The following is a 21,495-nucleotide window of genomic DNA, read 5'->3' as shown; positions in this document are numbered from 1 at the left end:
GTAGTTCGACATGCCCCTTCGCGAGGTCTCACCATGACGCTCGATGCGCTGCGCTTCGACAATGCTTGGGCGCGTCTGCCCGACGACTTCTTCACCCGGGTCAGCCCCGCAGCCTGGAAAAATACGCGACTGGTGGATATCAGTCCACGTGGTTGTCGCGCGCTAGGCCTCGACGCCGAGCTATTCAGTGACGATTCCCCGTCGCGGGAGACGCTGCGCCAAGTCATGGGGGGAGAAACCGTGTTACCGGGGATGGAGCCTCTGGCGCAGAAATATACCGGCCATCAGTTCGGTGTCTATAATCCTGCCTTGGGTGATGGGCGCGGACTCCTGCTGGGAGAAGTGGAGACCGACGACGGTTTCTGGGATCTGCATCTCAAGGGGGCCGGACAAACGCCGTATTCGCGTTTCGGTGATGGCCGCGCGGTGCTGCGTTCGACGATTCGTGAATATCTCGCCGGTGAGGCCATGGCGGGCCTGGGCATTCCCACGACGCTGGCGCTGGCTCTAGCGATGAACGGCGAGAAGGTTCAGCGCGAGCGGGTCGAGCCCGGCGCGACCCTATTGCGCCTGGCGCCCAGTCACGTGCGTTTCGGCCATTTCGAGTGGCTTTACCAGGCGCGCCGCAACGAAGACCTGCAGCGTCTCGTCGAGCATGTTATTACGCGTCACCGTCCGGCCCTGGCGGAATGCGAGGCACCGGCGGAGGCGCTATTCGGCGATACGGTCGCGCGCACGGCACGTCTGATTGCCGCCTGGCAAGCCTATGGCTTCGTGCATGCGGTGATGAATACCGACAACATGTCGATTCTGGGCTTAACGCTGGACTACGGGCCCTATGCCTTCATGGATCGTTACGAGCCCACGCTGGTGCCCAACCACACCGACACTGCGGGCCGTTACGCCTTTGATCAGCAACCCGGGGTGGGGTTGTGGAATCTCTCGGTGCTGGGGCAGTCGCTGACGCCGTTGGCCGATCCAGAAGCGCTGCGTACGCAGCTGGCGGAGTACGAACCGGCGCTGCAACAGGAGTACGCGCGCTTGATGCGGGCACGCCTGGGGCTCGAGAACGTGCAAGAAGGCGATGCCCAACTGGTTCAGGACTGGCTGACGCTGCTGGTCGACGCCGGCGCCGACTATCACCGCGCCTTTCGTGCCCTGGGGGAATGGGCTGTCGATGAGGGCGAGTGGCTGCATGAAGAGGTCCCGGCCGAAGGTCTGGCCGCCTGGCTGTCGCGCTATCGTCAGCGCCTCGAGGAAGAGGAACGCGATGCCGTGTCGCGCCGTGACGCCATGCAGGCGGTCAATCCCCTCTATGTGCCGCGCACGCACCTTATTCAGCAGGTCATCGAGGCGGCGGAGGCAGGCGATATGGCGCCGTTGGCTGAATTTCGGGCCTTGCTCGCCGATCCCTTCACGCCGCGTCCGGGAATGGCGCATTGGGCGGCCGCCCCGGCACCGGAAGCCTCGGTGATCTGTCTTTCCTGCTCGTCATGATATTCCACGACGTCGCATCGACAGACGCCGTATGACGGCGTCTCCCGACAGCCGTTTTTGACAATCGCCATGATGCGCCATACTCAAGACGACGCGATTCGTCGAAAGGAGGCATCATGGCACCTCGCTGTCAGGTATTACCTCTCCATCCTCACGAGGCACGTGACGCGCCGGCTGCGTTGCTCGTGGTGACCATGCTGCATACGCCTGCGCGGCCCGAGCTTGTCGCGCCGCTGACAGCGTTGCTGGATGATTGGCGCGGTGGCGAAGGCTGTATAGTGCATATCCGTCGTTTTTCGCGTGAGCCGCATTCCCCCGGCCGGAGCGGCCAACCCGGTACTGAGGCTATGCCCTGCGCCGTGCCACTTCCCGGCGAGCGTGTGGTCACGACCCATACCGATGACGCCTTCGTCGATACCGACCTTGACAGTTGGCTGCACCGTCACGGTATCTCGCACCTCGTCTTGGCAGGGGTCACCACGCTGGGCACGGTCTCTACATTGGCGCGGCATGCGCAATGCCTGGGGTTTTCGGTCACGGTGCTGGCCGATGCCTGTGCCGATGACGAACTGACGGATCGCAGTGGCGTTCATTGGCAGGCCGAGACCTTGCATGGACTGGGGCTTGCGCTTCTTGAGCGTCAGGGAGTCGAGGTGCTGAGCGTGGAGGAGTTGTGTCGTGATTGTTGAATGGCGTATCGGAAAAGCGGCGTGCACGCTTTCAATATGCGCGAGTAATAACTAAGCAAAAGTGTAAATAACGTATCGTTTATGGTGGCTATAAGGAAATAGGTAGGTCATGTTTTTAAAATAATTCCAAATTAAAACAAGGGGTTGTGAGTTGTTGTGAGGCATAAGAGCTGTGTTATGCTCGCTATAACTCAATGATTATGATAGAGATTTTTGTTTTTCCTGTTGATTTTTAAGACGTTTTTCCTTAAATAAATAAGACTCTTTTGTTCGAAATGCATCGACGTTCCTGGTGTATAACGACGTCATTTACAGAACCACGTGCCAATGTACCGATATGACACAAGATTTCATGATGGAGAGCCCTATGCGACGAGCAAGGAGTCAAGGATGAATATCACCGAATATATGACAAGCGGTGCCGGGCAAGGCGCCATCCGACACGAAACAGGAGGTGCGGCATGAGAATTGGGGCTCCCAGGGAGCGTGCCCAGGGCGAGGCGCGCGTGGCGCTGACGCCGGAAAGTGCTAAGCACATCCAGAAACTCGGCCATGACTGCGTCGTCGAGTCAGGCGCCGGGCGCGCGGCCGGCTTCGATGACGATGCATACCGCGATGCAGGTGTCGAGGTTATCGACGGCGGCGCGGCGTTGTGGTCGGCGTCCGATGTCGTCATCAAGGTGCGCGAACCCGACGAAGAGGAAGTCGGCTATCTGCGCAAGGGGCAGACGCTGATCGCGTTTTTCTGGCCGGCGCAGAACGAGGACTTGCTCGAGCGTTGCAAGGCGACTGGTGCCACGGTCATGGCCATGGACATGGTGCCGCGGATCTCGCGCGCTCAGAAGATGGATGCGCTTTCCAGCACCGCGAATATTGCCGGCTATCGGGCGGTGATCGAGGCCGGCAATCATTTCGGACGCTTTTTCACCGGCCAGGTTACGGCGGCGGGCAAGGTGCCACCGGCCAAGGTGCTGGTCGTGGGTGCGGGCGTCGCCGGGCTCTCGGCCATCGGTACCGCGACCAGCCTGGGCGCCGTGGTGCGTGCCTTCGATGTACGCCCCGAAGTGGCCGAGCAGATCGAGTCGATGGGCGCCGAGTTTCTGTTTCTCGACTTCGAGGACAGCCAGGATGGCTCGGGCTCCGGCGGTTATGCCGCACCCTCTAGCCCTGAGTTTCGCGAGAAGCAGCTGGCGCTGTTCCGCGAGCAAGCGCCCGAAGTGGATATCGTCATTACCACAGCACTGATTCCGGGCAAGCCGGCGCCCAAGCTGTGGCTCGAGGACATGGTCCATGCCATGAAGCCGGGCTCGGTGATCGTTGACCTGGCGGCCGAGAAGGGCGGCAACTGCGATCTCACCGTCCCCGACGAGCGTATCGTTACCGACAACGGCGTGGTGGTCGTCGGCTATACCGATTTCCCTTCGCGCATGGCGACGCAGGCATCGTTGCTTTACGCCACCAATATTCGTCACATGCTCACCGATCTGACGCCGGAAAAGGATGGCGTGATCGTTCACGACATGGAAGACGACGTGATTCGTGGCGTCACCGTGGCGCATCAAGGCGAGATCACCTTTCCGCCGCCGCCGCCCAAGGTCAAGGCCATTGGGCAGTCGGCGCCCAAGGAGAAACCCAAGGAGCCCACACCTGAGGAAAAGAAAGCCGCCGAGCACGCTGCCTTTCTCGACCAGACCAAGCGTCAGATAGGCATGCTCGTGGCCGGTGGCGTGGTGATGGGCCTGCTGGGGCTGGTTGCGCCGGCATCGTTCATGCAGCACTTCATCGTTTTCGTGCTGGCCTGTTTCGTCGGTTTCCAAGTGATCTGGAATGTCAGTCACTCGTTGCATACGCCGTTGATGGCGGTGACCAACGCCATCTCGGGCATCATCGTGCTCGGCGCGGTCCTGCAGATCGGGTCGGGCAGTTGGCTGGTAGGCTTGTTGGCCAGCATTTCGGTGCTGATTGCCACCATTAATATCGTGGGTGGCTTCCTGGTGACGCGCCGGATGCTCGCCATGTTCCAGAAATCCTAACGCGGCGGAGAAAAGACGATGTTGAGTCAAGGATTGGTGTCCGCCGCAGCGGTGGCGGCAAGTGTGTTGTTTATCCTCTCACTGGGGGGATTGAGTAATCAGGAAAAGGCCAAGCGTGCCGTCTGGTATGGCATTGCCGGGATGGGACTGGCGGTGGTCTTCACCATGTTCGGCCCCAATGTAGGCGGCTATTGGTGGATGATTCCGATGATGGTGATCGGCGCTGGCATCGGCGTCTATCTGGCCAAGAAGGTCGATATGACCGAGATGCCCCAGCTGGTCGCGGCGCTGCATAGCTTCGTCGGCTTGGCGGCGGTGTTCATCGGCTTCAATGCCGACCTGGAGCGTCGGCGGGTGATGGCCGCGCAGGCCAGCGAAGGTTTCTCGGCTTTCGCGGCACTGGTGGCCGAAAAGACGCCGGCAGAGCTGACCTTCCTGCAGGTCGAGGTGGTGCTGGGGGTGTTCATCGGCGCGGTGACGTTCACCGGTTCGGTGGTCGCGTTCGGTAAGCTGGCAGGCAAGGTGGACGGCAAGCCACGCCAATTGCCGGGCGGCCATCTGCTCAATGCGGGGGCGGCGATCGTCTCGCTGCTGCTGGCAATCGCCTATCTTAACGGCGCCGGCTTCTGGACGCTGCTGCTATTGGCGCTGCTGGCATTCTTCATCGGCTATCATCTGATCATGGGCATCGGCGGCGCCGACATGCCGGTGGTGGTGTCGATGCTCAATAGCTACTCCGGTTGGGCGGCGGCGGCCATCGGCTTTACGCTTTCCAACGATCTGCTGATCGTGACCGGGGCGTTGGTGGGCTCTTCAGGGGCGATTCTCTCCTACATCATGTGCAAGGCGATGAATCGCAACTTCGTCAACGTGATTCTGGGTGGCTTCGGTGGCAGCAAAGGGCCGGCCGCGGAAATCGAGGGCGAGCAGGTTGCCATCGATACCGGTGGCGTTGCGAGTGCGCTCAACGATGCCGACAGCGTGATCATCGTGCCCGGCTATGGCATGGCGGTGGCGCAGGCGCAGAATGCGGTCAGTGAGCTGACCCGCAAGTTGCGCGCTGCCGGCAAGACCGTGCGCTTCGGTATTCACCCGGTTGCCGGGCGTTTGCCGGGACATATGAACGTACTGCTGGCCGAGGCCAAGGTGCCGTATGACATCGTGCTGGAGATGGACGAGATCAACGACGATTTCGCCGAAACTGACGCGGTGATCGTCATCGGTTCCAATGACATCGTCAACCCTGCCGCCGAGGAAGACCCCAACAGCCCCATCGCCGGTATGCCGGTGCTCAAGGTATGGGACGCCAAACAGGTCTTCGTCTGCAAGCGTGGCCAGGGGACGGGCTACTCGGGCATCGAGAACCCGCTGTTCTTCAAGGAAAACACTCGTATGGTGTATGGCGACGCCAAATCGAGCATCGATGCCTTGTTGCCGATGATCGATTGATCGGCCTGCTGCTTGGCAGGAGCAGAGCGAGTAGTATGACGACACCGCCTACGGGCGGTGTCGTCGTTTGCAGGCAGACGATGATCAGGCGTGCGTGACACGTCAGGTCCGCTACAATGGCGTCATTTCGCAGGCCACCAGGAAACGTCCATGACCGACGAACGTCTTCAAGTCGCCGTGCTTGGCGGCGGCAGCTTTGGCACCGCTATCGCCAGTATTGCCGCCGACAATGGAGCCCGTGTGCGCCAGTGGTTGCGCGACCCGGCCTTGATCGAACAGATCAACAGTGAGCATCGCAATCCACGCTACTTGCCGAATTACGCCATCAATCCCTCGGTGGTCGCTTCCGACGATATGCGTGCGGTGCTACAAGATGCCGAGGTGGTCTTCATCGCGATTCCCTCGAGCGCCTTTTCCGCCGTTGTTCGTCAGGCTCGGGCGTGGCTCAAGCCTTCGCAAATTCTGGTCAGCACCACCAAGGGGATCCGTGAGGAAGGCTTCAAACTGATGAGCCAGATCCTCGAGGAGGAGACCGGTTTCCCCCATATCGGTGTGCTTTCGGGGCCCAATCTCGCTTCCGAAATTGCCGACAAGCACCTCACGGCGACGGTCATCGCCAGTGACGATCCTTATACCCGTGCCCGGGTGCAATCGGCGCTCGGTTGTGACTATTTCCGCGTCTATGCCAGCAACGACCGCTATGGCGTCGAATTGGGCGGCGCGCTGAAAAACATCTATGCCATCGCCGCGGGCATGGCGGCGGCGCTTGGCATGGGAGAAAACACGCGCAGCATGCTGATGACGCGGGCACTGGCGGAAATGAGCCGCTTCGCGGTGGCGCTGGGCGCCAATCCACTGACCTTCATCGGGCTGGCGGGCGTGGGGGATCTCATCGTGACCTGCTCGTCGAAGCTCTCGCGCAATTACCGCGTCGGATTCGCGCTGGGCGAGAACAAGACGCTCGAGGAAGCCATCGAATCACTGGGCCAGGTGGCGGAAGGCGTCAACACTGTCAGTCTGGTACGCGAGAAAGCGCGTCGTGAAGACATTTATATGCCCTTGGCCGAAGGACTTTACCAAGTGCTGTTCAACGGCGTGCCGGCGCGACAGATGGCGCAAATGCTCATGCAGCAAGAGCAGAGCAGCGACGTTGAGTTCGTCCTGCCGCGACAGGATGTATTCGAGGCACGCCGGATGGAACCCGGCGCAGAGGAGACTTGAACGTGTCGAACCTTTATATCATGCGTCATGGCGAAGCCGTGCCGGGCATGCCAGATAGTGAGCGTTCACTCACTAAGAAAGGCGAGGCGGAAGCGCGTGCCATGGGGACATGGCTGGACAGCATGCTCGCCAAAGACGTGCGTGCGGCACTGCGTATCGTTGCCAGCCCCTATCGGCGTGCTCAGCAGACCGCGCAGTGGATGGCGACGCCCTTGGAGCGTCCTGTCGAAACGCTACCGATCATCACTCCGGATGATCCGCTGGAACCACTCATCGACTGGTTGCAGCACGAAGCCGCGGACACGCCGTGCCTGCTGGTCAGCCACATGCCGTTGGTCGGCGCCCTGGTTGGGCGTCTGGTCGAGGGCGATATGCGTGCATCTCAGCCCATGCCGCCGGCCACCATTGCCATGCTGGAAGCCGATATCTGGGCGGCGGGATGCGCGACGCTCAAACACTGGCAGTCGCCTCGTGAACTGCTTGGCTAAGGAGAGAAACGGATGAGTTTTATCGTCATCAACCGCGTTTTCGTCAATTCAGGGTATGAGGCCGAATTCGAGCGTCGGTTTCAGCAACGTGCCAGCCAGGTCGATAAACAACCTGGCTTCAAAGCCATGCGGGTATTACGGCCTCAGGGCAACCAGGCGCCTTATCTCGTCGAGACGGAATGGGAAGACCAGGATGCCTTCCGCGCCTGGGTAGGCAGTGATGACTTCAAGCAAGCCCACGCCAATCCCATGCCCACCGAGGCTTTTTCCGAGGGCGGTGGCCTCGAGCAATTCGAGATCGTCGAGGGAACCGAGGCCTAGTCCCGCAATTGCTTGCCGCTACTCCCGTCCCTGGTAGCGGCGGCCTGCCCGGGTGAGATCACTGCCATCGACACCCACTGGATCTGGCAGGATGGGCAGCGCATTACCAAGGAACCGTTCAAGATCCGGGACGGCAAGCTGAAAGTACCGTCCGAGCCGGGGCTTGGCGTTGAGCTGGACGAGGACAAGTTGATGGAAGCCCACCAGCTTTATAAGCGTCTCGACGTGACGCAGCGCAATGACGCCATGGCGATGCAGTACCTGATCCCGGGATGGGAATTCGATCCCAAGAGCCCCGCTCTAGTGCGCTGATGTTTCCCGATACGCCTGACTTGAATTGTGCTGATCTTTGCATGAACGATGGTCTGGGCTCGTACGCGCGTTTGCGCGGGGATTGAGTGTGTTCTTGGAGGATGGCGCTGACGCCGATCGTTGCCAGCGCGTACAATGTCGCTTCGACGTAGGTTGGGCTCGCGCTGCCGGGTCCGCCGTCGCTTCATTCACGCCGTTTCCCGCGAGAACCTCGATTTTGCTCTCTACCGCCAACATCACCATGCAATTTGGTGCCAAGCCGCTATTCGAAAATGTCTCCGTCAAGTTTGGAGAGGGCAACCGCTATGGCCTGATCGGTGCCAATGGTTGCGGCAAGTCTACCTTCATGAAGATTCTGGGTGGCGATCTGGAACCTACCAACGGCCAGGTTATGAAGGACGCCACCACGCGGCTCGGCAAGCTGAGTCAGGATCAGTTCGCGTTCGAGAACGAGCGTGTAATCGACACCGTGATAATGGGTAACACAGAGCTCTGGGAGGTTACCGCCGAGCGCGAGCGTATCTATTCGCTGACTGAGATGTCCGAGGAAGATGGCATGAAAGTCGCCGACCTTGAGGTGCGCTACGCTGAGCTCGATGGTTACACAGCAGAGGCGCGTGCGGGGGAGTTGCTGCTTGGCCTTGGCATCCCTCTTGCGCAGCACACGCAGCCGATGAGCGTGGTGGCGCCGGGCTGGAAGCTGCGCGTACTGCTGGCTCAGGCGCTGTTCAGTGATCCCGACGTGCTGCTGCTCGACGAGCCGACCAACCACTTGGATATTAATACTATCCGGTGGCTGGAGGAGATCCTGCGTTCACGTAGCTCGACCATGATCATCATTTCTCACGATCGTCACTTCTTGAATAGCGTCTGTACCCATATGGCGGATCTCGACTACGGCGAGCTGACGCTTTTTCCGGGTAACTATGATGAGTATATGACCGCTGCTACCCAAGCGCGGGAGCGCTTGCATGCCGATAACGCCAAGAAGAAGGCAGAGATCGCGGAACTGCAGCAATTCGTTAGCCGTTTCTCGGCCAACGCCTCGAAGGCCAAGCAGGCCACGTCGCGCCAACGCAAGATCGACAAGATTCAGCTCGATGAGGTCAAACCATCGTCACGCGTCAGCCCGTTCATTCGCTTCGAGCAGACCAAAAAGATACACCGGCATGCGTTGAACGCAGAGAAGCTCTCCAAGGCTTGGGGTGACAATGTGCTGTTCGACCGCTTCGATTTGCAGGTCGAAGCCGGCGAGAGAGTCGCTATCATCGGGCCCAACGGGATTGGCAAGACGACCCTGCTGAACTGTCTGGTTGGCACTATGACGCCGGATTCGGGCGAGGTGAAATGGACCGATGCGGCGGAAGTTGGCTACTTCGCCCAGGATCACGCCGATGATTTCGAAGGCGGAGAGACGCTTTTCGAATGGATGCGGCAGTGGACCACGGAAGGCGAGCAGACCGTACGCGGTGCGCTGGGCCGGATGCTGTTCTCCAACGATGACATCGGTAAGTCGGTCAAGGTGATCTCCGGGGGCGAACAGGGGAGGATGCTGTTCGGTAAGTTGGCGCTGCAGAAACCCAACGTACTGGTGATGGATGAGCCCACCAACCACCTTGATATGGAGTCGATAGAAGCGCTCAACCTGGCGCTAGAAAACTATCCCGGCACCTTGATCTTCGTCAGTCATGACCGCGAGTTTGTCGGTTCCTTGGCGACCCGCATCATCGAGATGAAGGACGACGGTATCGTCGACTTCAGCGGCAGTTATGATGATTATCTGCGCAGCCAGGATATCTACGGTTAAGCGCAAAGGTCGCCATTCTCACCACCAACGGACACGGCAAGTCTAAAAGGTAGTTCCCGACCAACGCGTGCTGCTTGCAGCATGCGTTGGTGCGTTGTAACTGCCGGCCGGTCGTGTCAGCCAGATCCCCACGTTGCCGGCGGCGACGCATCGTTATCTGGAGCGTGTTGCCGAGGAGCATGCTGATATTCTCGCCGGTGACTCGGACGCGGCCCGCGATGCGATGCGTCATCACCTGAGTCGTGCGAGTAATACCTATGCTTCTTATCGGGCGTGACACCGGGGATGGACACATGGCGGCCCTTATCCGGTGACCTTGGAGTCTCGGATAACGCTCGGGCCGACATGTTCATTCGAACGCTTGTGGGTAGCGACGCCTGGCGCGGGCTAGCCGGTAGATGGTGATGGCGTTGGTGATAAATACCAACGCCTCGGCCAGCATGCCGCCTACCGAGCCGACCAGGGCGTGGCTGAGGAACCATGACAATGCTGCGAGCCCCAAGCAGATGCGCATGGATATGCCGTGAAATAGAAACATGCCCACCGTTCCCACCGTCATAGCCACTAGGGCAGGCAGATCCGCCCAATCTTGCCAGGTCAACAGCGCTGCCACACCGCTGGCGACAAGCACGCCAGCCATTATCTGCTTACTACCCGGATAACGTCGCGCCAGTGCTATGCGCACGATCACCAGCACCGTCAGCGCCGCCGCTGTCCAGCTTTCGAAGAGGATGAACTGCAACGCGAAGGCCACATTGGCGGAGAGCAATAGGCCCATCAGCCGCTCATCCCGCTTGCTGGCAAAGGCCAGCAGGCAGAGTATCAGCGAGATTACGCCAAAGAATTGCCCGGCGAGAGCGTTATAACTGTCAAGCATGCAGCAGCTGACTCCTTGTCATGGCCATCTCCGCTCAATTCAGTTTGCGACCATGGCCGCAAACTCTTGGCAAATACGGTGAGGTTTCGCGGTGAGTGACCGGTTTTAGATCCAGCCCACCAGTTTCAGGATGAACACTCCGGCGCTGATGGTGAACAGCGAGGCGACGGTGGTGATGACAATGATATTGGCGGCGAGCTTGGCATTGGCATGTGCGGCCTTGGCCATGACGAAACTCGCCGCGGCGCCGGGGCTGCCGAAGAAAAGGAAGAGAATGCCTAGCTCGCGCCCACGATAACCCAGCGCGAAGGCGCCCAGCACACCGAGAAGGGGAAGCCATAGGACCTTCCATAGGCTGGCATCCAGTGCCAGGCCGCTACTCTGCTTGACGGACGTGAATGACAGCGTGCCGCCGATGCAGACCAGGGCCAGAGGTAGAGACATGGCGCCGAAATAGTCGCCTGATGTGAGCAGCCATGTGGGCAGATCGATATGGAAATACGCAAAAGGAATGGCCAGCAAGACACCCAGGATGAGTGGGTTCTTGGCGATATGCTTGAGAATCGCGCCGAGGCCCGAGCGCGCGCCTTCACTGTAATAGGCCAGAATGATCGCCGACAAAACGTTGTACACGATGATGATGCCACCGACCAGGATACTTCCCAGCGAGAGTCCATAATCGCCGTATTGGTTGGCGGCAAGGGCCAAGCCGACGATCCCGCAGTTGCCGCGAAAAGCCCCTTGCGTGAAGACGCCGCGCTCGGCATGGGGGCAGCGCCAGATGGCCCAGCCCCAGGCGAGAAAGAAGCTCAGTACCGAAAAGCCCAGGAAATAGACGATCAGTCCCGGTTGCAGGGCGACGTCCAGGTCGGCGCGAACGATGCTCAGGAAAATCAGTGTCGGCATGGTGGCGCGAAACACCAAGGCCGAGGCCATGGAAATGAAATGAGCGTCGATCCAGCCGATGCGTTTGAAGACGATCCCCAGAAACACCATGGCGAAGACGGGCAGCGTGACTTGCAGCGTATGCGAGAAGACGGCCAACAGGTCCATGCGCGATCAGTTTCCTTGTTTTGCTAGTACGAAGCCCACGATGATGGCGGCGGCCACGACGAGCCAAAATAGGGTATTGCGCAGGCGAGTGGGGCGGGGCGGTCGAGATCTTGGCACGCAGGATTCCTTGTTCCTTGGTCGGCTTGGGCTACGAAAAGGTTTATGGTAAACCCGTTAGCCTGCTAGGCCCAGTGCCGCGCTTCAAACGTCCCATGACCGATGAAGCAGGCGGCGTGTCGAGCGGGCCCTCGATCGATCAACTGTGAGAGTCTTTATGCGCGAACCCGAATCTCTGAATCTGGCCCATGGGCGTCTCGCGGCCCTGGCCTGGGGCGACGCCGACGCGCCCGTGTGGTTGGCGCTGCATGGCTGGCTGGATAATGCCGAGAGCTTTTCGCGCTTGGCACCGTTGCTGGTCGAGCGTCTGGGGGTTCGCATCGTCGCGATCGACTTCCCTGGCCACGGGCGCTCGCAGCCGCGCGCCGAAGGCGGCGACTACCCGATCTGGGAATATACGTTGGATGTGTTAGACGCGCTCGATGCACTGGGGCTCGAGAGTGCGCCGCTGCTGGCGCATTCGATGGGGGCAGCTGTCTCGTGTTTGGTGGCGGCCGCGATGCCGGAGCGTGTCGCTCGGTTGGTGCTGATCGACGGCTTGGGTACCTTGACCACCGAGGTTGATGACACCGCCAAGCAACTGCGCATGGGCTTGATCCAGCGCCGTCGCTCGCGCTCCACGGTGCCGCGCTATCCCGATGAGGACACCGCCATTGCGGTGCGCGTGGCGGGTGGTGTGACGCCCATCGATGCCGATACGGCTGCCCCCCTGGTACGCCGCAACCTGGATGTGGAAGACGATGGCCACGTGCGCTTGCGCTCCGACGGTCGCTTGCTGCGTCCATCGTTGGTGCGCTTTACCACCGAGCAGATGCTGTCGCTGCTGCGCACTATCGAAGCCCCGGTACTGTTGATCGAAGGCGAGCAGGGTATTCTCGCCGAGCGTGCCTACGCCCAGCGGGCACGTGACGCCATCGCTCGGCTCACGCGCGTGATACTGCCCGGTGGACATCACCTGCATCTCGAAGCGCATGCCGTCGATGCCGTGGCCGAGGCCATCGTCGCCGACTCGAACGAGACGACGAGGCGTCATGCGTGAAGGAGAGTGTTGATATGGGCAAACGAGTTGCGCTGGTACTGGGTAGTGGTGGCGCGCGGGGCTACACGCATATCGGCGTAATCGATGAGCTAGTAGCCCGTGGGTACGAAATAGCCGCTATCTCGGGCTGCTCGATGGGGGCCTTGGTGGGCGGCGTTTATGCGGCCGGCCAGCTTGATCGATACCGCGACTGGGTATGCCAGTTGGATTACTTCGATGTGCTCAAGCTGGTCGATGTGACCTGGAGTCCGATGGGGGCGATGCGCGCCAGCAAGGTGATGAACAAGCTCGAGAGCCTGATCGGTGATATCCGCATCGAGGACTTGAGCATCCCGTTGACTACCGTGGCCACCGACCTCAATCGACAGAAGGAAATCTGGTTCCAGAGCGGTCCGCTTTTGCGTGCGATCCGTGCCTCCATTGCGGTCCCGGGCATCATCACACCGGTGCACCTGGATGGGCATGTGCTCGTCGATGGCGGTTTGCTCAACCCATTGCCGATCATTCCCACCGTGGCGGTCCACGCCGACCTGGTAGTGGCGGTCAACTCTACCGCGCAGACCTCCCGACAGGTGACGCTCGAGGAAATGCTGCCTCCCGAGGAAGCAGCACAGGAAGAAGCACGCGAACGCGAGCGCGAATCGCGCGGACAAGGGTTCGGCGGCTGGCTGGGCGGCGTACGTGAGCGTGTGCAGCAGATGTTCGGCAACGGCCAGGAAGACGTTGAGGTTAGCGATGCCTCCGAGCAAGCGGCTACCGAACGCGCCTGGGGCAAGCTCGACATGATGCTGGCGTCATTCGATATCACCCAGGCGGCGCTAGCCAAATACAAGGTGGCTGGGTACCCCCCCGATATCTTGATCGAGGTGCCCAAGAGCGTGTGCGGTGCCTATGAGTTTCACCGTGCCGAGGCGCTGATTCAATTGGGGCATCATCTGGCCGCGCAGGCCATCGACCGTTACGAGGGGGATCGCGACATGACCGTGACCGGAGGTGACGTGACTGAAGCCAAGAATCATCCGCTGATGAAGCCCGCCAGGCGCAGGCCGCGTTGAAACGTGGATTTAGTTGAAACTGGATTGTTCATGGCCGGTAGCGGTCGGTTATACGGCATCGCCGCGCCGGCGGAGCAGAATATAGACCGCCCCGGTACCACCATCCGCATCGCGTGCCGAGCAGAAGGCGAGCACGGCGGGCCATTCGCGCAGCCAAGCATTGACGTGGCTCTTGATGACCGGGTAATCGTCATCCTTACCGAGTAGCGATGCGCGGGCCTTGCCGTGTATCACGAGCACACAACGCCAGCGTTGCCCGTGGGCGTCGTGAAGGAAGGTTTCGAGTTGCTCGCGTGCCTCGCTGACGGTGTAGCCGTGGAGGTCCAGGCCGGCTTCCCATTCGATATTGCCGCGCTTGAGTTGTGTCCGCGTCCGGTAGGGCAGATCAGGGACCGCGAATTCCAGTGCCTCGCTGGGGCGCACCGGCTCGACGCGTCCATCACTGGTGCGGCTGGTGGGGGCTTGGGTATCGGCGCTGGTGGCGGCGGCGCGGCGCTCTGCCACGGCATCGTCGTCGCGGCGGCGCGGGCGCCCGGTATCGGCGCGGTTGGTATGCAGACGATGCACGCCAGCGTCTTCCAGCGCTTGACGAAACACGTTGATCTCGGCGTCGTCAGGCTGGCCACGGCGTCGGCTCATGGCGAAACTCCCCAGGCGGCACGGTCGGTTTAAAGGCTACCCAGTATAGCGACTTGTCCACGACTGTGAACCGGCGCGCGCTCCGGGTACAATCGCCGATTCCATGGAACCGCTTAACAGGATGCTTCGTGCCTGCTTCCCGACCGACCGACGTTTCCACGCTGACCCTCGACGACGCGTCACTGGCTGAAGGGCTGGTGTCGCTGCGTGATTGCCTGCGCTGGGCGACCAGTGAATTCAATGCGCACCGCCTGCACTTTGGGCACGGTACGGCCAGTGCGTGGGACGAGGCGGTGGCGCTGGTCCTGGGCGCGCTGCATCTGCCCTGGGACATCGATCCCGCCGTCCTTGATGCCCGGCTATTGCCGATCGAGCGCCGTCGGGTCGTGAACCTGGTGCGTCAGCGCATCGAGCAGCGCACGCCCCTGCCGTATTTGCTGGGTGAGGCCTTCTTCGCCGGCCATCCCTTCGAGGTCGACGAGCGGGTACTGATCCCGCGCTCGCCGATCGCGGAGCTGGTCGAGGACGGCTTTGCGGCCTGGTTCCCCCAGTGGTCGCCGACGCGAGTGCTGGACTTGTGCGCTGGTTCCGGTTGCATCGGCATCGCCACGGCGCTGTATCTGCCCACGGCCGAGGTCGATCTGGTCGATATCAGCCCCGAAGCACTGGCGGTGGCCAAGGTCAACATCGTGCATCACGATGTTGGCAAGCGCGTGCGCGCGGTGACCTCGGATCTGTTTGCCGGCGTTGTCGGTCAGCGCTATGACATCATCGTCTCCAACCCGCCCTATGTGGACGCGCGCGACCTGGCGGGCATGCCGGCTGAGTTCTGCCACGAGCCGAGCCTGGCCTTGGCGGCGGGCGACGATGGTTTGGATATCGTGCGCCGCATGCTGCGCGAGGCGCGTGAGCATTTGACCGACGATGGCGTGTTGATCGTCGAAGTGGGTAATTCCGCGCGGCATCTCGACGCGGCGTTTCCCGAAGTCCCGTTCTTGTGGCTCGAGTTCGAGCGGGGCGGCGAGGGCGTATTCGCGCTAACCGCTGCCGAGCTCGACCAATATGCGGCATCGTTCGCCTGATCGTTGAGGAGCGCGGAATGTCCGGCAATACCTTTGGCAAGTTGTTCACCGTCACGACCTTCGGCGAGAGCCACGGCGAAGCGCTAGGCGCCATCATCGATGGATGCCCGCCGGGGCTCGAGCTCGATGCCTCGGATTTGCAGCATGATCTGGATCGGCGTCGGCCGGGCACCTCGCGGCATACTACGCAGCGCCGCGAGCCCGATCAGGTACGCATCCTCTCGGGCGTTTTCGAGGGCGTTACCACCGGCACGCCGATTGGCCTGCTGATCGAGAATACTGACCAGCGTTCCAAGGACTATTCGAAGATCAAGGATCAGTTCCGACCCGCGCATGCCGACTACACCTACCATCATAAGTACGGGGTTCGTGATTATCGCGGTGGAGGGCGTTCGAGTGCCCGCGAGACGGCCATGCGCGTCGCTGCCGGGGCTATCGCGCGCAAGTACCTGGCATCGCAAGGCATCCGTGTGCGCGGTTACATGAGTCAGTTGGGCCCTATCGGTATAGACTTCAAGCAGTGGGAGGCGGTCGATAGCAACCCGTTCTTTTGCCCCGACCCGGATAAGGTCCCCGAGCTCGAAGCCTTCATGGATCAACTGCGCCGCGATCAGGACAGTGTCGGCGCACGGATCACTGTCGTCGCCGAGGGCGTGCCGGTGGGACTGGGTGAGCCGGTCTTCGACCGCCTGGATGCCGAACTGGCCCATGGCTTGATGAGCATCAATGCCGTCAAGGGCGTGGAGGTCGGTGACGGCTTCGCGTCCGTGGCTCAACGGGGCAGCGAGCATCGCGACGAAATGACACCCGAGGGTTTCCTCTCCAATCATGCCGGGGGCGTTTTGGGAGGCATCAGTTCCGGCCAGACGCTGGTGGCACACCTCGCGCTCAAGCCGACCTCGAGCATCACCCAGCCTGGGCGCTCGATCGACGTACATGGCGAGGCCGTCGAGGTGGTCACCAAGGGCCGGCACGACCCTTGCGTCGGCATCCGGGCCACACCGATCGCCGAGGCGATGATGGCGCTGACACTCATGGATCATTATCTGCGTCATCGGGCGCAGAACGCCGATGTGGAAGTGGCCACGCCGCGTCTCGCCTAGGTCAGCGCCTAAACATGACCCGCGTCATCCAAGATCAAGCCCGCCTGGTTTTCAGGCGGGCTTTGTCATGGTCATTGCTCCCGTTTTGGCCGTGGCTCGCTACACTGAAAGCAGCCAGCAATGGGAGCGTCTCATGAAAGTCCATGTCGAGTTCGATCTCACCCCGCAGGAATTTCGCCAGGCGATGGGTCTGCCGGATGTCGAAGCCTTTCAACAGGAGCTGATGGCCCACATCCGCCAGCAGATGGAGTCTGGGGTGGAGGGCTATGATCCCTGGAGCCTCATGCAGCCTTTCCTGCAGCAGGGCATGGCGCAGGGCGTCGCCAGCTTTGGCCAATACCAGCAGATGTTGATGGATATGTTGCGCCAAGCCGATACACAGAGTGACGAAGCGGCTCACAATTCGAAACGAAAAAAGCCCTAGAGTCTTGACATATGGCAATTGCAAGCTCAGAGGGGTGGGGCTATTCTTTGTGCAGTGCAGCATAACGCGCACTGGCCTTGCCTAGATCCTCCAGGAGGGATTCGTCATGCAGGACAAAATGTTTAGTGCCTTCTCCGAACAGACGCGTGGCTTTTTCGAGCCCATGCGTAAGTTCAACGGTTTGATGCTGGACAACATGGAGCGAATGACCGAATACCAGCTCGATGCCATGAAACGCTATAGCCAGCTGGGTGTGGAGCGCATGCGGGCCGCTTCTGAGGTCAAGGACGCCGAGGACGCGCGCGATTTCACCACCCAGCAGGCCGACATGCTCAATGCGCTCTCCAAGCAAATGCTCGAAGACGCACGCGCCATGGCCGACATCAGTCTCAAGTTCAAAAGCGAACTCGAGGAGATGATGTCTGAAGCGGGGCAGAACGCCGCCGATCAAGCCTCGGAAAACATGAAGTCGGCGTCTGAGTCTGCCAAGGCGTCCGAGCCCGCCAAGGCGTCGAGCGGCGGCAACCAGTCGTCTTCTTCACGCAGTAGCAGCAAACAATAGATACCCCATGCCATGCCCCGGCAGTCGCGAAGAGAAGCGGCTGCCGACGGCGCACATGTGTGTGAACCGTTTTGCTATGCGGGGAGATGACGTATGTGGCAAGGGCCCGAAGAGGGCGATGACGCCTTCGGTGACCCACACGCTTGGCAGCGCCAGGTGAGTGCGTTCGGTGAGCAATACCAAGCCCTCATGCAGGAGGCTTTCAATCGGCTGTGGCCAAGCGACGCCGGCGCTTCGGTGTATGCCGATATTCAGGAGAGCCTGCGTATCGGTGCCGAGGCCATGGTCGTCAATGCGCCAGCGGTGTATGCCGTGCAGATGCGTCTGGCGCAGGATCAGCTACGCGTCTGGCAGAATGCCCTGCGGGAACTCATGGGCCAGAGCGTACCTGCGGTGATCGAGCCGAGCCCAGAGGATCGCCGCTTTCGCGATGATGCCTGGCACTCGCATCCCTTCTATCGCTATATCCTGCAGCAGTACCTGCTTTTTGTACGTGCCGTCGACGAGTTGTTGGCGAACCTGGGCGGTCTGACTCCCGAGACGCGCCATCAATTGGAATTCTATGCTCGGCAGTACGTCAACGCACTGGCGCCGAGCAACTTCGTCTCCACCAATCCTGAAGTGGTACGCAAGACCCTCGAAACGCGAGGACAGAACCTTGTCGAGGGACTCAAGCGACTGCGCGAGGACCTGGCCAACTCCGCCGAAGGCCTCAATGTGGCGATGAGCGACCGCAGTGCCTTCCGGCTGGGTGAGAACCTCGCCGTCACGCCGGGCGAGGTGATCTTCGAAAACGAGCTGATGCAGCTGATCCAGTACCAGCCGAGTACCGAGAAGGTATTCAAGACCCCGCTTCTGGTCGTACCGCCCTGGATCAACAAGTACTACATCCTCGACTTGCGCTCGGACAATTCCTTGGTGAAATGGTTGGTGGCGCAAGGGCATACCGTCTTCATGATCTCCTGGCGCAACCCTGGGCCCGAGCAGCGGCACCTCACCTGGGCCGACTACATGCAGTCGGGGCCGATCGCCGCCATGGCGGCGATCACGCAAGCCTGCGGCGAGAAGTCCGTCAATCTGTTGAGCTATTGCATCGGTGGCACCTTGGCGGCGACCACGGTCGCGTACCTGACCAGTAGCCTGCGTGGCCGCAAGGTGCGCTCGGTCACCTACATGGCTACGTTGCAGGATTTCAGCGACCCCGGCGAAATCGGCGTGTTCCTCCGCGAGCCGGTGCTGGCGGGCATCGAGCGCCAGCTCGCGCGTGACGGCTACCTCGATGGCCGCGTCATGGCGTTTTCCTTCAACTTGCTGCGCGAGAACGATCTCTTCTGGTCGTTCTATATCAGCAATTATCTCAAGGGCGAGGCGCCGGCGGCTTTCGATCTGTTGTACTGGAACGGTGACGGTACCAATCTGCCAGCGGGCACCCATGGCTGGTATCTGCGCCACATGTATCGCGAGAATCGCCTCGTTCAGCCCGGTGGGATAGAACTCGATGGCGTCAAGATCGACTTGCGCAAGATCTCGACGCCGAGCTACTTCGTCTCCGCGCGCGACGATCATATCGCCAAGTGGCGGAGTAGCTATCTGGCCACTCGCCTGCCCAAAGGACCGACGACCTTCGTACTGGGAGGCGCGGGACACATCGCAGGGATCGTCAACCCACCGGAAAAACGCAAGTACGGTTACTGGACCAATGACGAGATTCCTGACGATCCCGACACCTGGTTCGAGGCCGCCGACTACCATGAGGGATCCTGGTGGCCGCATTGGCAGGCGTGGATGACCGACAACCGCTACGCCGATCCCGACAAGATGGTCGCGGCGCGCCTTCCTGGTGAAGGCGAGTTGACGCCCATCGAACCCGCTCCGGGCCGTTACGTGCGGCAGACCATCCCCGAGGTGCTGGGTGTTAAACCCGCTGAGGACGACAGTTCGTCGTCATGATGGTGAGTGCCCTCAGCGCTTGACGGGAAAAAGTCGCACCGGGACCACTGGTGCGTCTCGCGATTGCAGGCGGTCGTCGCTGGGAGCGCAGCCGAAGAAGCGTCGGTAGGCCCGTGAAAAGTGCTCTAGTGAACCGAATCCCGCGCAGTTGGCGACTTCCGCCACGCTTAGGTCGGTTTGCTGCAGTAACCGGTGTGCGCGATTGATACGCAGCCACAGGTAATAACGAATCGGCGTGACGCCGAGTTCGGCCTTGAAGCGTCGCTCCAGCTGGCGCGGCGAGAGCCCCACCAGGGCGGCCAGCGCCGGAGCCGAGAGCGGCGTCTCCAGGGTGCGTCGCATGGTACGTATTACCTTGCGTAACTGCGCAGAGGTTTCGACATGATGTTCGGGCGCCGCAGACAACTGTTCGCTGTCGTCGCGGCGTTGGCGTCGTTCTAGTAGATGATTGCGCAACTCCTCCATGTAGGGCGGCTCCACACGTGGCGTGAGCCAGGCGAACATCATGTCGAGCACGGCGGTGCCACCGGCGCAACTCAGCCGCTGGCCCGCGATGCGATAGAGATCGCTGGTGGCCTGGATGCGTGGATAAAGCTCGCGAAAGCCTTCCAGGTTATCCCAGTGCACGGCCACCTGATGGTCGTCGAACACGCCCGCCGCGGCCAGCACTTCGCTGCCCATCTCGATGCCGCCTAACGCTACGCCAGCCGCTGCGCACTGACGTAGCCACATGGCGATACGCTTGTCGCCGGTATACGTCTTGGTTTCGAAGCTTGCCAGGACGAAGACACTATCCAGCTCGGTGGGCGCGGGCCACTCGGTATCCACGCTTAGAGGCACGCCGTTGGAGGCTGCGACCGTGGCATCGCTGCCCAATAATTGCCACTTGAAGCGCGGCTCTTGGGCCAGCCAGTTGATGATGAACAGCGGATCCAGCATCGCCCCCAGACCGGCAAAGGAAAACTGCGGCATCAGCAGGATCGCGATGCGTTCTGGGGCTGGCGTTGTGCGCTGCGTATCAATCACGATAGTCGGGCGCATCGCGGTCGAGCAGGCGCATCAAGGCGGCAAGATGCATGTGTGCCGAGCCTTGTGCCAGATAGTCTTCCCATTGCTGCGCGGTCTTGCGTGCGACTTCGGGAGCGACGGGGCGCACGGGCAGACCGCTGGCGCGCGCTACCAGGTAGGAGCGGCAGGCGCGCTCGAAGTAATAGAGGTTGTCGAAGGCTTCGGCGACGTCCTGGCCGGTGGCGACTACGCCATGATTGCCGAGCAGGAGGATCGGCGCCGTGCCGGCCAACTGACCGAGGCGTTCCGCTTCTTCGTCGAGCCCCATGCCGTCGAACCCGGCATCGACATGCACCCGCTCGAAGAAGCGCATGGCGTTCTGTTCCACCGGGGGCAGCTCCGGCGTCTCCAGGCAGGCCAGGGCGGTGGCGTAGAGGGAGTGAGCATGCATCACGCATCCCACGTCGCGGCCCTGGCGATGCATGGCACCATGGATGGCCCAGGCGGTGGGATCGATGGACTCGGGGCGTTGTGCGGCGCTGGCATCTACCTCGATCAGATCACTGGCACGCATTTCCGCGAAATGACGCCCCTCGGGGTTGACCAAAAAGCGCATGCCGTCTGCCTGGGTGGCCAGGCTGCAATGATTGGCGACCCCTTCGTGCATGTCGAGGCGAGCCAGCCAGCGGAACGCGCAAGCCAGTTGTTCGCGCGGTGTGCCGGGAATCTCGGTAGCGGTCGTCATGTAACGCTCCTATGGCGATGGCGA

The 21,495-nt window shown here is 61.1% G+C and carries 21 protein-coding genes; 16 read left to right on the top strand and 5 right to left on the bottom strand.

From position 1 onward, the window contains the following. Nucleotides 1-33 precede the first annotated feature (33 nt). From SR908_RS03160 to SR908_RS03120, 9 genes are all read left to right on the top strand, one after another. Nucleotides 34-1,497: a protein adenylyltransferase SelO gene (locus SR908_RS03160; RefSeq protein ID WP_246920425.1), complete on the top strand. Its 1,464-nt coding sequence runs from the start codon at nt 34-36 to the stop codon at nt 1,495-1,497. Nucleotides 1,498-1,613: 116 nt separating this feature from the next. Continuing rightward, complete coding sequence (locus SR908_RS03155) at nt 1,614-2,186, top strand: isochorismatase family protein (RefSeq protein WP_246920426.1); 573 nt, start codon at nt 1,614-1,616, stop codon at nt 2,184-2,186. 461 nt (nt 2,187-2,647) lie between these two features. Further along, nucleotides 2,648-4,219 carry a Re/Si-specific NAD(P)(+) transhydrogenase subunit alpha gene (locus tag SR908_RS03150; protein WP_246920428.1) on the top strand — a complete coding sequence of 524 codons (1,572 nt, stop codon included), beginning with the start codon at nt 2,648-2,650 and terminating at the stop codon, nt 4,217-4,219. Between the two features lie 18 nt (nt 4,220-4,237). Beyond that, nucleotides 4,238-5,668 carry an NAD(P)(+) transhydrogenase (Re/Si-specific) subunit beta gene (locus SR908_RS03145; protein ID WP_246920430.1) on the top strand — a complete coding sequence of 477 codons (1,431 nt, stop codon included), beginning with the start codon at nt 4,238-4,240 and terminating at the stop codon, nt 5,666-5,668. Nucleotides 5,669-5,818: 150 nt separating this feature from the next. Further along, nucleotides 5,819-6,889, top strand: coding sequence for an NAD(P)H-dependent glycerol-3-phosphate dehydrogenase (locus tag SR908_RS03140; RefSeq protein ID WP_246920432.1), 1,071 nt, complete (start codon nt 5,819-5,821; stop codon nt 6,887-6,889). Between the two features lie 2 nt (nt 6,890-6,891). Beyond that, nucleotides 6,892-7,377 (top strand): phosphohistidine phosphatase SixA, encoded by a 486-nt coding sequence (gene sixA / locus SR908_RS03135; protein WP_246920433.1) that lies wholly within the window; start codon nt 6,892-6,894, stop codon nt 7,375-7,377. Between the two features lie 12 nt (nt 7,378-7,389). Further along, nucleotides 7,390-7,698, top strand: coding sequence for an antibiotic biosynthesis monooxygenase family protein (locus tag SR908_RS03130; RefSeq protein ID WP_246920434.1), 309 nt, complete (start codon nt 7,390-7,392; stop codon nt 7,696-7,698). Between the two features lie 12 nt (nt 7,699-7,710). Further along, complete coding sequence (locus SR908_RS03125; protein WP_246920435.1) at nt 7,711-8,010, top strand: enolase C-terminal domain-like protein; 300 nt, start codon at nt 7,711-7,713, stop codon at nt 8,008-8,010. A gap of 217 nt (nt 8,011-8,227) precedes the next feature. After that, a complete protein-coding gene (locus SR908_RS03120; RefSeq protein ID WP_246920436.1) occupies nt 8,228-9,817 on the top strand; it encodes an ABC-F family ATPase in 1,590 nt (529 codons plus the stop codon). 349 nt (nt 9,818-10,166) lie between these two features. On the opposite strand, the gene SR908_RS03115 is transcribed toward SR908_RS03120, so the two are convergent. Then, the gene (locus SR908_RS03115; protein ID WP_246920437.1) at nt 10,167-10,694 is read right to left on the bottom strand and encodes a YgjV family protein; all 528 of its coding nucleotides are present in this window, start codon (nt 10,692-10,694) and stop codon (nt 10,167-10,169) included. A gap of 105 nt (nt 10,695-10,799) precedes the next feature. Beyond that, complete coding sequence (locus SR908_RS03110; RefSeq protein ID WP_246920438.1) at nt 10,800-11,747, bottom strand: AEC family transporter; 948 nt, start codon at nt 11,745-11,747, stop codon at nt 10,800-10,802. Between the two features lie 274 nt (nt 11,748-12,021). Between SR908_RS03110 and SR908_RS03105 the strand changes: the two genes are divergently transcribed. Both SR908_RS03105 and SR908_RS03100 read left to right on the top strand, forming a co-directional pair. Continuing rightward, complete coding sequence (locus SR908_RS03105; RefSeq protein ID WP_246920439.1) at nt 12,022-12,903, top strand: alpha/beta fold hydrolase; 882 nt, start codon at nt 12,022-12,024, stop codon at nt 12,901-12,903. A gap of 14 nt (nt 12,904-12,917) precedes the next feature. Further along, the gene (locus SR908_RS03100) at nt 12,918-13,958 is read left to right on the top strand and encodes a patatin-like phospholipase family protein (protein WP_097023965.1); all 1,041 of its coding nucleotides are present in this window, start codon (nt 12,918-12,920) and stop codon (nt 13,956-13,958) included. Between the two features lie 48 nt (nt 13,959-14,006). Here SR908_RS03100 and SR908_RS03095 read toward each other — a convergent pair whose 3' ends face one another. Beyond that, the gene (locus tag SR908_RS03095; protein WP_246920440.1) at nt 14,007-14,597 is read right to left on the bottom strand and encodes a Smr/MutS family protein; all 591 of its coding nucleotides are present in this window, start codon (nt 14,595-14,597) and stop codon (nt 14,007-14,009) included. Between the two features lie 128 nt (nt 14,598-14,725). On the opposite strand from SR908_RS03095, the gene prmB reads away from it, so the two are divergent. The 5 genes from prmB to phaC all read left to right on the top strand — a co-directional run bounded on the left by prmB (nt 14,726) and on the right by phaC (nt 19,718). Beyond that, complete coding sequence (gene prmB, locus SR908_RS03090; RefSeq protein ID WP_246920441.1) at nt 14,726-15,679, top strand: 50S ribosomal protein L3 N(5)-glutamine methyltransferase; 954 nt, start codon at nt 14,726-14,728, stop codon at nt 15,677-15,679. 17 nt (nt 15,680-15,696) lie between these two features. Beyond that, nucleotides 15,697-16,782 (top strand): chorismate synthase, encoded by a 1,086-nt coding sequence (gene aroC / locus SR908_RS03085; RefSeq protein WP_246920442.1) that lies wholly within the window; start codon nt 15,697-15,699, stop codon nt 16,780-16,782. Between the two features lie 67 nt (nt 16,783-16,849). Beyond that, nucleotides 16,850-17,206, top strand: a complete 357-nt coding sequence (locus SR908_RS03080; protein WP_378075373.1) for a hypothetical protein — start codon at nt 16,850-16,852, stop codon at nt 17,204-17,206. 106 nt (nt 17,207-17,312) lie between these two features. Then, entirely contained in the window at nt 17,313-17,768 is a 456-nt protein-coding gene (locus SR908_RS03075) for a phasin family protein (RefSeq protein ID WP_246920443.1), read from the top strand. A gap of 93 nt (nt 17,769-17,861) precedes the next feature. After that, nucleotides 17,862-19,718 carry a class I poly(R)-hydroxyalkanoic acid synthase gene (gene phaC / locus SR908_RS03070; protein WP_246920446.1) on the top strand — a complete coding sequence of 619 codons (1,857 nt, stop codon included), beginning with the start codon at nt 17,862-17,864 and terminating at the stop codon, nt 19,716-19,718. Nucleotides 19,719-19,730: 12 nt separating this feature from the next. On the opposite strand, the gene SR908_RS03065 is transcribed toward phaC, so the two are convergent. Both SR908_RS03065 and SR908_RS03060 read right to left on the bottom strand, forming a co-directional pair. Continuing rightward, complete coding sequence (locus tag SR908_RS03065; RefSeq protein WP_246920449.1) at nt 19,731-20,744, bottom strand: GlxA family transcriptional regulator; 1,014 nt, start codon at nt 20,742-20,744, stop codon at nt 19,731-19,733. Beyond that, nucleotides 20,737-21,471, bottom strand: a complete 735-nt coding sequence (locus SR908_RS03060; RefSeq protein WP_246920451.1) for a class II aldolase and adducin N-terminal domain-containing protein — start codon at nt 21,469-21,471, stop codon at nt 20,737-20,739. The genes SR908_RS03065 and SR908_RS03060 overlap by 8 nt, the downstream gene beginning before the upstream one ends. Between the last annotated feature and the right edge of the window lie 24 nt (nt 21,472-21,495).

This window comes from Chromohalobacter canadensis, from assembly GCF_034479555.1.
GTDB lineage: Bacteria > Pseudomonadota > Gammaproteobacteria > Pseudomonadales > Halomonadaceae > Chromohalobacter > Chromohalobacter canadensis.
Note: the sequence above shows the minus strand (reverse complement) of the source record. Positions and strands in the feature narration are given on the sequence as shown.